The sequence below is a fragment of the Legionella sp. km535 genome (assembly GCF_003990085.1).
In the GTDB taxonomy this organism is placed as follows: Bacteria; Pseudomonadota; Gammaproteobacteria; order Legionellales; family Legionellaceae; genus Legionella; species Legionella moravica.
Map to the genome: position 1 here is coordinate 14631 of NZ_RZGU01000001.1, position 12115 is coordinate 26745.

Sequence of the window (12115 nt, forward strand, 5' to 3'; positions counted from 1 at the left end):
AACCCCACCTTTAGTGAATCTCAGGTGGAGTTGTAAAAGTATGGTAAGGTGGTGGAGATGGCAATGTCCATTCCAAACCATGTGACCCTTCCCAAACTCTAGCTGTAGCAACATCCTTTTTAGTACCTCGTTTTCTTACAGTTCCTATAATGTTAAATAAAAACAGTAACTGGGAGAAACCAAAGATGAATGCTCCAATAGTTGCAATCATATTAAAATTGGCGAATTGCAAAGCATAATCCGGTATCCTTCTTGGCATGCCTGCAAGTCCAAGAAAATGCATGGGGAAAAATGTCAAGTTAACGGAAATAACGGACAGCCAGAAATGCCATTTTCCCATACGCTCGTTATACATATGCCCGGTCCATTTCGGCAGCCAGTAATAGGTAGCAGCAAGGAGAGCAAATATAACCCCGGGTACCAACACATAATGAAAATGTGCCACAACAAAATAACTGTCCTGATACTGGTAATCAGCAGGTACTAATGCCAACATCAAACCGGTAAATCCACCTATAGTAAACAGAAATACAAATGCCAAGGCAAAAAGCATAGGCGTTTCAAATGTCATCGCCCCTTTAAACATGGTGCTGACCCAGTTAAACACTTTAATGCCAGTAGGAACCGCAATAAGCATGGTGGTGTACATGAAAAACAATTCAGCGCCCAAGGGAACGCCAGTGGTAAACATGTGATGCACCCAAACAATAAAGGATAAAAGGGCAATACTTACAGTCGCGTAAACCATAAAGTGGTAACCGAATAACGGTTTACGACTGAAGGTGGGAATAATTTCAGAAATTACTCCAAATGCGGGCAGAACCAATACATACACTTCTGGATGTCCAAAAAACCAGAATATATGTTGAAACAGAATCGGATCGCCACCGCCTGCAGCATTAAAAAAACTGGTTCCGAAATGTCTGTCAGCCAACATCATCGTAACAGCGCCTGCCAAAACAGGCATAATCGCGATCAATAAAAATGCGGTAATTAACCAGGTCCATACAAACATGGGCATTTTCATCAAAGTCATGCCTGGAGCACGCAGATTCAAAATTGTTGCGATAATATTGATCGAACCCATAATCGATGAAAGTCCCATCATATGAATGGAAAAAATCATAAAATCGGTACTGGGAGGCGCATATTTTGTTGATAGTGGTGCATACATTGTCCATCCAAAATTAGGACCACCGCCCGCATGAAACATTGTAGAAAATAACAGACAGAATGCGAATGGCAGTATCCAAAAACTCCAGTTATTGAGTCGAGGCAAAGCCATGTCAGGGGCGCCTATCATCATAGGAATCTGCCAATTCGCCATACCTGTAAACGCGGGCATGACTACCCCAAAAAGCATGATCAGACCATGCATGGTGGTCATTTGATTAAAAAAGTTAGGATCTACAAAACGATGTCCAGGTTGAAACAGTTCAGCCCGAATAACAAGAGCCATACCACCAGCAACAAAAAAACTAATCATAGCTAACCATAAATATAGGCTGCCGATGTCTTTATGGTTCGTAGTAAACAACCAGCGTTTCACAAATCCCATAATTCCTTTACCCTGTTCTGGACCGTGCTCATCATGAGACGCTTCTGCATGCGCTAATGCCTTGCTCATTGTAAACCTCCTGCTTTAGCTTTATTAACCATGGTAGGTTTTTTATTATTACTTTCTCGCAATTTCGCAACATCTGATGGTTGAATTTCGTCGTCAGTATTGTTACCCCAAGCATTTCGCTCATAAGTTGTTATTGCTGCAATCTCTTCATCAGTCAACTGATCTTTATAAGGCATCATTCCAGCAGATCCCGGAATACCATTAAGAATCAGATCAATATGACGTGAAATAGGCTTGCCTACTGCAACTGAACTGCCTTTCAAAGCAGGGTACATAGGCGGAAGACCGGTTCCATCAGCTTTATGGCAGGCAGAACAGAACTGTTCGTATTTTAGTTTGCCCAAGGTCATTAATTCACTGCGGGACATTGTTTTTTGATCGGCTACCTGAGTTTCTGTTCTGGCATACTGATCTTCAATTTTATCCTGCTTGGCAACCCAATCATTGAACTCATTTTCACTAACAGCCTGAACTACAATCGGCATAAAACCGTGATTGATACCGCACAATTCAGCACATTGCCCCCTGTAAACTCCAGGCTTTTCTATTCTCGCCCATGCTTCGTACATGAATCCGGGAATTGCATCTCGTTTAATTCCAAGTTCAGGTACCCACCAGGAATGGATTACATCGTTTGAAGTAACCAGAAAACGGATTTTTTTATTGACTGGCAGGACAAGCGGTTTATCTACTTCCAGCAAGTACCATTGGCCTTTTTTCTGTTTATTTTGAATTTGATCATAGGGTGTTGATAAATTACTGAAGTAACTTATGCCTTGATCGAGGTATTGATATTGCCACCGCCATTGATAGCCAACAACCTTAATTGTAACGTCAGACTCAGAGGAATCATCCATTCTTATCAATACCTGGGTAGCAGGAATTGCCAAACCCACCAGTATTAAAAAGGGTATTATTGACCATACGATTTCAAGACGAGGGTTGTCATGAAATGATGCAGGCTTATATCCTTTGGATTTTCTGTGGTGAATTAGGGAATATATCATTACCCCGAAGACAACTACACCAATTACGGCACAGACAGCCATACACACCATATGCAAATAATACATATCATGGCTTAGCGGAGTAACCCCTTTATACATATTTAGCTGCCAGTTATCTGCAGCTGCCCAAACTGATTGACCCGATGCAAAGCCACAAAGCATTATTACGAATCTACAGATCTTTAACCTGTTTAACATCCCAATCCCTCATCTCGTCAAGTAGTCGGGAAAACCCGACTCATTTTAATCGATTTAACCAGCACAAAAACCTATTAACCTACCACAAAGAATAATTTCCATCGGTTTTGGATTGGCTGACCATATACTTGATTGCCTCTATCACTTCATCTGTAGTGCATTGATCGCAACCACCATTTTTAACATGGTCTTTACCCTTAACCGTATTTTCTATTAAAACATCCATATTTTTGGCAATTAAAGGTGCCCAGACCTGTTTATCACCAATTTTAGGAGCACCCAATTTACCGTCATTATGGCAAACGGCACAATTTTCATTGTATATATTTTCACCGCTTGCAGGATACTTTTCGGCACCACCCGCTTTCAAATCAATCCATTGAGCACGAGTCAGGGATTCATTTAATATATAATCTACAGAGGAGATTATATCGTTGTCAGAACAGGTGACACAGGCTCCTTTAACCGGCATGGAGTTAAAGCCATGGATCACATGCCGATACAAGCCTGTTAATCCACTGCTTTTCAACCTCATATACCAGTTTGCGGAATCACCAATTACTGGCGCACTCATCTTGCTATCCTGATGGCATATAATGCACGCTTTCAGGTAAACCTGTTTTCCTCGCGCCAGAGTTGGAGGCATATCTGAAGGGGATACTCCGTAAAGCTCTTCACTTTCAACAGTCTTCAGATAAGTCGCAATAGCCAACCGGTCTGCATCTGTCAAATGACTTAAGCTGTTATGATTTACTTCAGCCATTGGCCCGGCAACGGGTCCTGCGTTATTAATCAGCTCATTGTTTTTGAACACATCAGCAACCTGATCAGGTGTGGCAGACTCCAATCCGTACTTGGTAATATTAGGAGCCCAGTAGCCGTCAATAAAACTACCTGTCAGATAATATCTGTTTTTGGGCGCGCCAAATACATTAAGTGGGGTATGACACATGCTGCAATGACCCAGTGTATCCACTATATATTTCCCGCGATTCCATTCAGGTGACTTATCTGCCTGGTACTCGATAGAGTTCTCTTCCGGGAAGAAAAACAGAATATTCCACCCCCATAAAGAGAATCGTGCACCGGGCACTCCAAATGGGAAAGGCAAATCTTTATTTTTCTGATTTATGGCGGGAATACTCATAAAATAAGCGTATAAAGCACGAGCATCATCATCCGTCATTTTGGAAAAATAAATGTAGGGAAATACAGGAAAATAGTTTCTTCCCTTTGGATCCCTGCCATCTTTAAGCGCTCTGATGAAATCTTGTTCAGTCCAGTTACCAATTCCGGTTTCTTTGTCTGGTGTTATATTAGGACTATAAAAAGTTCCAAAAGGTGTTTCTAAAGGAAGTCCGCCTGCATAAGCACCAGTTCCGCCTTTAACATCAGTATGACACGCGATGCAATCACCCATCTTTGCCAAATATTCACCACGTTTTATCAATTCCTGCTGTGCGCCAGTTGCAGGAGCAGTAGGAGGATAGCTCGGATAAAAACCATCAATTAATGGTTCGATGGGTTTATTAGTAGCATCTTCAGCTTGTACTGTTTGGCCCATAACGCTGAGCATTGCGAATGATACAGCAACTATAAACTTATTTCTAAACAAAGAGCCCACGCTCCCTCCTATTTGTTCTTATTTTGCATGCTTCTCTTGAGGAGACAGAATAAATGTCGCATTTTATACTTCTCTGTAGCCAAGATGCAATGTATTCAGGTTGTTAAATGGCCCTTTTATTCAATTGAGGCTAAGGTGTAAATTGGCCTGCATATCTCCACTTGACCAAGATGAACAAAATCAAGCCACGCAATGAATCAACTCCGGCAAATAACTGCTAACAGAATACCTACTTCACTGTTATAATGACCATTTTTTTAAAACAAGGAATCTCATCATGGCATTCAAACCAGCAATGGAACTGGCGAAGTTACAGCAAGAAAATCGACACGTGGCTACAATTGATGGCCAAAAAATACTATTAATCTGGCACAATGAACAAGTTCATGCAATCCAGTCACAATGTCCTCATCTGAAACTGCCTTTAACCAAAGGCACCATTACTGAAGATTGTGCCATAATCTGTCCATTTCACAAGAGTGAATTTGATTTAAATACTGGTAAAGCCAAATGTTGGTCTCCATGGCCCCCAGTCGTGGGCTCGTTGTTAGGAAAAATTTCAAAAGAAAAAAATTTGAAAGTATATCCTACACGAATTGACAATGGACAAATCATGATCGATCTGTCGTAATTCTTCAGCAAAATGCACTGAACAAACCAAGAAACACTATAGAGGGGCGCAGGATGAAAATTTTGAATGCGATGTTTTCCAAAGTTAACGGAGGACTGGAACAAGTATTTTTAAACTATACCCCCGCCCTTACCATGCAAGGCAACACAGTCATTCCGGTAATTCACCCTAATGCTGAAATTAAAAACAATTGCCCTCAAGAGCATCTAAAAACAATCCACAACTTCAATCAGCATGACTTCATTGCTGTCTATAGACTAAGACAACTCATTAAGCGTGAACATCCGGACTGTATCATTACTCACAGCTATCGAGCCGCTTATTTATTCAAAAAAACCAGGACAAAAGTTCCGAAAATTGCAGTGTGTCATGTTCGTGGTCACTACGATTTTGGAACGGATGCGATCATCGCAATTACTGAACACATGCGGCAAGAGATTATCGATTCGGGAGTACCGGCACATACCGTTTATACTGTTCCTAATATGGTCCATATTCCTGAAGAATTAACATTCAAAGAACCCAAAGAATCCAACATACCCGTTATTGGAGTTTGTGCTCGGCTGGCAAAAATTAAAGGGGTCGATATTTTTATCGAAGCTCTGGCTGAATTAAAAAAGAGAAAAGTTGCATTCAAAGCTAAAATTGCCGGTGATGGCAAAGACAAAGAACAATGCATTCAATTAGTAAACCATCATGGATTAACTGATGACATTGAATTATTAGGCTGGATAGAAGACAGGCATTCGTTTTATAAGAGCCTCGATATTTTTTGTCTTCCCTCTCGCGAAGAAGCATTTGGGCTGGTCGTATTGGAAAGCATGATGCATTCTTTGCCCATGGTGCTGAGCAAGTTATCTGGCCCCTTAGAAATTGTGGGGGATTCGCAAAGCGCGCTCATGGTGCCACCTGAAGATCCCATCAGCATGGCCGATGCGTTGGAACGCGTAATCACCGAGAAGCATCTGGCAAGGCAGCTGGCATATAATGCCTATCAACGTGTACAACGCTATTCCAGCAGCATGGTAGCTCCCATACTTCATAATGTATTAGAATCTGTGTGCCGAAACTACCAGAAAAGTTACTCTAAGTGAGGTATCTGACTCTTGATCACCAATAGGGTATCTTAGGGAATTATACACGTAAATTACTCCAAATACCTTATACTCGCCATTGAGTTCCAACAATTGATTGTGTTGCATTAATAAACTAATAGTTCAAAATTAATTCGCTCAAGCGAGTGCAATTGATAAATTTATGATATAATCGTCAGCCATTTAATCCTGTTCTTGCTATATATTATGTTTATATATTTTAATGGCTTGCTTTTAGGCTTATCGTTGATCATGGCCCTGGGACCCCAGAATATTTTTCTGATCAAACAAGGTGCGCGCCGGAATCATGCCGCATTATCCGCTGCCGTATGTTTTATCTGTGATATTATTCTAGCCTGTGCCAGTGTTGCGGGCCTGCATCAAATACTATTAGCTCACCCTACTCTGCAAATTTGGCTGGTTTGGTTTGGTACTGCATTTCTACTTTATTATGCAATAAAAGCCTTTCGAAGTGCGTTCACCCATCATAAACGAGAATCAGACAAGGCGCCTCAACCTCATAACAGAGTTCAGATTGTCCTTTTTGCCTTGGGCTTCAGTTTATTAAATCCCCATGCCATTATCGATACGCTGGTCATTATCGGCAGTGGCAGCAGCCAATTTCCCGATAATAAGATGGCCTTTTTATTGGGAGTCATCTCTTCAAGCTTATTGTGGTTCAGTTCACTAACCGTTACAACGCGTTATTTTTCCAATATATTGACCAAGACTACTGTATGGCAAGCAATTGAATTGTTCAGTGGGGTATTAATGACCTTTATTGGAATTAAACTGGCATTAAGTAGTTTTTAAAGGGGAAAATAGAAAGGGCCAATCAGTGTGTCGCCAATTGACCCAGTGGAATGACACATAGCAAGTCCAACCTCGCAAACTGAATATCTCATATTATACCCAATAATGTCAATATTTTTACGTTATTTGCCGAATTTGGTTGATGGGGCAATTTAAAAATGTCCTTTTACAAAGAGGCTGGATACTCTCCGTTCATCATATCAATCCGTTGTGCCATTTACTGATTATTTTAAACGTGGAAAAAACATCGGCGTCGTTTTCTGGTAATCAATATAAGCCTGCCCTCTTGATTCTATCGATCCCTTTTCAGTCATTGGGCCTGTGATTTGAGTCATGATCAAATATAGGGTTAATGGTGAGAGCAATCCAATAAAGCCGTTGCTGTATGCCAATCCAAACAATGAAAATCCACACCACACCATCCATTCAAAAAAGTAATTCGGATGTCTGGAATAATACCAAAGACCTATATTACATAAGGCTCCTGAAGGTGCTCTTTTATATTGTTGCAGTTGCAAATCCGCTATAGTCTCGCCAACCAAACCTGTAATAGCGAGCAGGATCCCTAAATAATCAAAAATACTCAGACTAGCCACGCCTGCAATACCACAGAAATACCACGGGATAGCAATTAGAGTAATCAATAAACCTTGTATCTGAAAATTAAGGAAAAAGCCCAGTGGCTTGGCAATTTTCCAATGATCACTTAATCGAATATAACGTGGGTCAACATGCCCTATCCTGATTCGTGTATACCAAAGATAGAACCCCAAACGCCCTCCCCACAAAGCAAGTACTGCTCCTAAAATCAGGGCACGAGTCGAAAAGGGGTTGGCAAACAAATAGACAAGACCGCTTATAGTTAAGCCTGAGGCCCAACCAACATCTACTATGGAAGGGTTTTTCAAATATCGATACAAGCACCAAATCAGACACATATGAAGAAATACAATACAATAGACAAGGAGAAACAGTTTCATAAAATTAATTCCCGATTTATTTCATCATGAATGCCAGAGCGACACTTCCTTTTCCAGCATGAAGCCCCAAAGCAGTTGAAGCGGATTCGATAAATGCTGGGGGTTGCCCAAAAGCTTCTGTGGTTAACTGAGCAAATGATTTAGCTTTGTCAGGTACTCCTGCATGCACCAAACCATAGGACTCCAATTGCTGAGCTTCGCGCAGAGAATCTACATGACGAATCAATTTAGTTAATGCTTTAGTTTCACTAAAAGCCTTATCAAACATTGCTGCCTTTCCAGAGCTATTCAGGCGGATAATGGGTTTTATTTGGGCTAGTTGAGCGATACGACCACTGAGCCTGCCAATTCTTCCACTACGAATAAGTGATTCAAACTGCGACACATACACTACCTGTTCAATTTTAGGTATTTTTAGAATCAATTCCTTTTTTATTGCTTCGATAGGTAATCCAGAAGCAATTAATTGAGCGGCAAAGCTGACCAGTAATCCTAACCCACCGGATGTCTGGCAAGAGTTCACTACATGCACATTATTTAACCGATCAGATGCCTTAATTATTGCATCGTGTGTACCACTTAAACCTTGTGAAATGGGCAAAACAAGTACATGCTCGTATTGGTTAGATAAATGCACCAGTTGCTCTTCGATGAGTGCTGGCGATGGAAACGATGTTTTTGGATAGGTTTTAAGATTGTTTAAATGATCATAGAACGTTTCCTGGTTGAGGCAGATTCTATCCAATAGGTTATGACCATCCAGATGTATGTTTAACTGGATAATATGAATTTGATTCTCGTCCAGTACGGATTGAGGGATATCAGCGCTTGAATCAGTAACTAAAGCTATCGGGTATTTACGTTGATGTATCATTTGAAATTGGCGTAACATATCCTGAGCTTTAGCATGAGTAATCGTACCCAAATTAAAGAGGGATTCAAAAACTACTGCCGGTTTTGTGCAATGGACGTGAAATCGGCATAAATTAGCATTTCCGCTGCTTACAACGCTATCGCCAAATTGTTCCAATTGATTTGCGATTGAAGTTCTATCAATGAATTCCCCTGAAAGGGTAATTTCAGTACAATATCGTTGTTCCGGGATACTGCCTTTGTCTGGCAGTTCATGATTAGCTTTTAAACAGTCTTCATGATGATGAGTACGATTTATCTCGCGAGGATTGCTTAGATAATCTGCAAAACCATGAATAAAATGGTAAAATCCTAAAGCTCCAGCATCTACAACTTGAGCATCTTTTAAAACAGGTAGCGTATTTGCTGTGCTTTGAAGCGCTTGACTCACATCGGATAAGCTGTGTTGAATTAACTTTTTGAAGCAAATGAAATCCTGTGCTACTTTACTGATGCTGGTCGACCAGGCATCGATTACAGTAATAATGGTACCTTCTACTGGATGAAGAATAGCCGATCGGACGCTGTGACTAGCTTGTGTAATTAATCTGGAGAACGTTATCGTATCAATCTGTTCCGAGGTTAATTGAGTTTCAGTAAGCCCATTAAAAAACTGAGAGAAGATCATCCCTGAATTACCGCGAGCGCCAATCAGGGCGGAGTCTGCCAAGGATTTAAACGTTTCCTGCAGCGTATGTTGAGAAGAGGAATGCGTGATGACCGATAATGCGGTAGCAGACATATTATCGCCAGTATCTCCATCAGCTACTGGAAACAGATTAATGGCATTAAGATTCTCTCGATTGGAAATTATAGAGTCACATGCCGTTAAAAATGCTGAATGGATGGTTTTTGCATCAAGATGATGAATTTCCATAGCTGCTATTTTTTGATTAATGGTCTATCTTATTAGAATACACATATAAGTTATTAATTTAAAAGAGTGATTTATTTAAAATTTAAAGATAAACAAAAACAGGTCGAAATTTAAAAACAATAAACAACAATTATAAACCAGGGGAAGAGCTATGAAAAAGTGGGGGCTCACGATAATAGCAGTGATGCTATTCAATCAAGTTGCTTTTGCAAATCAAAATTGGAATGATTGGGTTGCGGGGGTTAGAGAGGAAGCATTACAACAGGGTATTGCTCCCAAAGTCTTTGATGAAGCGTTTGCTGGCGTTAAAGAACCCAGCCGTCAAATCAAAGGATTTATGCATTCACAACCGGAACATCGATTAACATTTACAAAATACCTTAATACCCGCGCTGATAATTACAGAATTGCAATAGGACGCAAAGAATATAAAAGAAATAAAGAGGTATTGGACGAAGTTGCCAAACAGTATGGCGTCAATCCTTGCTTTATTGTGTCATTCTGGGGGATGGAAACCAGCTATGGCACGTATATGGGAAATTTCCCTGTCATCAAGGCTTTGGCTACTTTGGCTTATGATTCAAAACGCAAAGATTTTTTCCGCAAAGAGCTTCTGCTGGCCTTGCACATTCTTAATGATGGTCATGTCAGTCTGGCTGATTTTAAAGGCGAATGGGCGGGGGCCTCTGGTCAACCCCAATTCCTGCCATCCAGTTGGGTACGATATGCAGTTGACTACGATGGGGACGGACGCAAGGATATTTGGAAAAGCAAGCCTGATGTATTTGCATCCATTGCGAACTATATGAAACAAAATGGATGGCAAACAGGTGAGCCCTGGGCAATACAAGTTAAACTGCCCGCTAAATTTGATATGAAAATGGAAGGAAAAACGATAGTCAAACCCGTCAGTGAATGGAATGAATTAGGCGTTCGTACTGAAAGTGGACAACCATTACCGTATCAAGAATTACAAGCCAGTATCGTTCAGCCCTATGGCGGACCGACATTTTTAGCATTTTCCAATTATAAGATGATATTGCGTTATAACAATTCAATCTATTATGCAGGTGCTATAGGATATATGGCAGATAAAATCTGTCAGGTTCAATAATTTTGCTCAATCCCAAAATTTGAGAACAGTTCAAAAAACCGGGTATGGACGAAGTCTTAACCCGGTTTTTTTTTGGGCTAAATCATTGTATCTGCCACCATCTGATCTATATTAAAAATAACGCGAATATGTGAGGTCCAAGTGCATCTATGTACATCATCCCGAATGAAATGAACGCCTATAGTATGCGATATTGTACCTGCATTTGAAGATCCTCACCGCATTGAATGATGACGAAACTTCTGGATTTTTTGAGGCATTACCTCACTATCAGATAATTTTTTAAGGATGCATAAAGTGAATGAATATCTTGATAAAACGGCCAGCCTGCCCCCTGAGGTACAACGCATTGTATGCAACAAAGCAACGGAATACCCGCATACCGGTCAATACAATAAAGTGAATAGCCATGGGACTTATTTATGCCGGCGTTGTGGATTGGCATTATTTCGAGGAAGCAGTCAATTCAGTTCAGGATGTGGTTGGCCAAGCTTTGACGATAACATTGCTCATGCAGTCAAACAGGTGCCAGACAGAGATGGCATGCGTACTGAAATAGTGTGTTCACGTTGTGCTGCTCATTTAGGCCATGTATTTACAGGAGAATCCTTTACTCATAAAAATCTACGCCATTGCGTCAATTCAGCTTCACTGGATTTTGTAAATGACAGACTGGTCTTAGATAGCGAAGAAGCTCTGGTAGCTGGAGGGTGCTTTTGGGGAGTAGATCATTTTTTAAAGCAAATTCCTGGTGTATTAAAAGTTGAATCAGGCTATAGCGGAGGTCATACTCTGAATCCCAGTTACGATGAAGTCTGCCGAGGAAATACTGGGCATTATGAAACGGTGCGAGTGATTTATGATCCTGCCAGAGTAGATTATTATCAGGTTATTAAACGCTTTTTTGAAATACACGACCCCACTCAAAGAACTGGCCAAGGGCCAGATTTGGGTCAACAATATCAAAGCGCTGTCTTTTATTACAATGCCGAACAGCAACAACAAGCTAAGTCTTTAATACAGACATTACAAAAAAAGGGATTTCAGGTTGCAACGAAATTACTGGAGGCTCAACCTTTTTGGCCTGCGGAAGATTATCATCAGGATTATTATCTCAAACATCAAAAAGCACCTTACTGCCATAAACCGATCAATCGATTTGATGATGAAGCATTTTGAATGCTGAATGGAACATCCATTGAACAGAAATTTCTGCTCAATGGATTTCAATAAGCCAG

At 40.6% G+C, this 12115-nt stretch carries 10 protein-coding genes; 5 read left to right on the forward strand and 5 right to left on the reverse strand.

Annotated features, from left to right (window positions below; translation table 11 throughout):
- Window positions 1-10 precede the first annotated feature (10 nt).
- From ctaD to ELY21_RS00060, 3 genes are all read right to left on the reverse strand, one after another.
- On the reverse strand, window positions 11-1627 hold the full coding sequence (gene ctaD, locus ELY21_RS00050; protein ID WP_028382827.1) for a cytochrome c oxidase subunit I: 1617 nt from the start codon (window positions 1625-1627) through the stop codon (window positions 11-13).
- Window positions 1624-2832, reverse strand: coding sequence for a cytochrome c oxidase subunit II (gene coxB, locus ELY21_RS00055; RefSeq protein WP_127105728.1), 1209 nt, complete (start codon window positions 2830-2832; stop codon window positions 1624-1626). The genes ctaD and coxB overlap by 4 nt, the downstream gene beginning before the upstream one ends.
- A 79-nt stretch (window positions 2833-2911) precedes the next feature.
- Entirely contained in the window at window positions 2912-4396 is a 1485-nt protein-coding gene (locus ELY21_RS00060) for a c-type cytochrome (protein WP_370272415.1), read from the reverse strand.
- A gap of 337 nt (window positions 4397-4733) precedes the next feature.
- Here ELY21_RS00060 and ELY21_RS00065 point away from each other — a divergent pair, with 337 nt between their 5' ends.
- From ELY21_RS00065 to ELY21_RS00075, 3 genes are all read left to right on the forward strand, one after another.
- Window positions 4734-5087 (forward strand): Rieske (2Fe-2S) protein, encoded by a 354-nt coding sequence (locus tag ELY21_RS00065; RefSeq protein ID WP_127105730.1) that lies wholly within the window; start codon window positions 4734-4736, stop codon window positions 5085-5087.
- Between the two features lie 53 nt (window positions 5088-5140).
- On the forward strand, window positions 5141-6181 hold the full coding sequence (locus ELY21_RS00070) for a glycosyltransferase family 4 protein (protein WP_127105732.1): 1041 nt from the start codon (window positions 5141-5143) through the stop codon (window positions 6179-6181).
- A gap of 207 nt (window positions 6182-6388) precedes the next feature.
- The gene (locus ELY21_RS00075) at window positions 6389-6994 is read left to right on the forward strand and encodes a LysE/ArgO family amino acid transporter (protein WP_127105734.1); all 606 of its coding nucleotides are present in this window, start codon (window positions 6389-6391) and stop codon (window positions 6992-6994) included.
- 224 nt (window positions 6995-7218) lie between these two features.
- Here the strand turns inward: ELY21_RS00075 and ELY21_RS00080 are convergent, their stop codons facing one another.
- Window positions 7219-7974 carry a DUF1295 domain-containing protein gene (locus ELY21_RS00080; RefSeq protein WP_370272384.1) on the reverse strand — a complete coding sequence of 252 codons (756 nt, stop codon included), beginning with the start codon at window positions 7972-7974 and terminating at the stop codon, window positions 7219-7221.
- Window positions 7975-7990: 16 nt separating this feature from the next.
- A complete protein-coding gene (locus tag ELY21_RS00085; RefSeq protein WP_127105736.1) occupies window positions 7991-9763 on the reverse strand; it encodes a DegV family protein in 1773 nt (590 codons plus the stop codon).
- A 151-nt stretch (window positions 9764-9914) separates the two neighbouring features.
- Between ELY21_RS00085 and ELY21_RS00090 the strand changes: the two genes are divergently transcribed.
- Both ELY21_RS00090 and ELY21_RS00095 read left to right on the forward strand, forming a co-directional pair.
- On the forward strand, window positions 9915-10877 hold the full coding sequence (locus ELY21_RS00090; protein WP_127105738.1) for a lytic transglycosylase domain-containing protein: 963 nt from the start codon (window positions 9915-9917) through the stop codon (window positions 10875-10877).
- A 297-nt stretch (window positions 10878-11174) separates the two neighbouring features.
- Entirely contained in the window at window positions 11175-12056 is an 882-nt protein-coding gene (locus tag ELY21_RS00095) for a bifunctional methionine sulfoxide reductase B/A protein (protein WP_127105740.1), read from the forward strand.
- Window positions 12057-12115 lie beyond the last annotated feature (59 nt).

Excerpts from the sequence above, each read along its gene's own strand:
- ELY21_RS00060 (WP_370272415.1), bottom strand. The coding sequence starts at position 4,396 with ATGGGCCAAACAGTACAAGCTGAAGATGCTACTAATAAACCCATCGAA.
- ctaD (WP_028382827.1), bottom strand. The coding sequence starts at position 1,627 with ATGAGCAAGGCATTAGCGCATGCAGAAGCGTCTCATGATGAGCACGGT.
- coxB (WP_127105728.1), bottom strand. The coding sequence starts at position 2,832 with ATGTTAAACAGGTTAAAGATCTGTAGATTCGTAATAATGCTTTGTGGC.
- ELY21_RS00065 (WP_127105730.1), top strand. The coding sequence starts at position 4,734 with ATGGCATTCAAACCAGCAATGGAACTGGCGAAGTTACAGCAAGAAAAT.
- ELY21_RS00075 (WP_127105734.1), top strand. The coding sequence starts at position 6,389 with ATGTTTATATATTTTAATGGCTTGCTTTTAGGCTTATCGTTGATCATG.
- ELY21_RS00070 (WP_127105732.1), top strand. The coding sequence starts at position 5,141 with ATGAAAATTTTGAATGCGATGTTTTCCAAAGTTAACGGAGGACTGGAA.
- ELY21_RS00090 (WP_127105738.1), top strand. The coding sequence starts at position 9,915 with ATGAAAAAGTGGGGGCTCACGATAATAGCAGTGATGCTATTCAATCAA.
- ELY21_RS00085 (WP_127105736.1), bottom strand. The coding sequence starts at position 9,763 with ATGGAAATTCATCATCTTGATGCAAAAACCATCCATTCAGCATTTTTA.
- ELY21_RS00080 (WP_370272384.1), bottom strand. The coding sequence starts at position 7,974 with ATGAAACTGTTTCTCCTTGTCTATTGTATTGTATTTCTTCATATGTGT.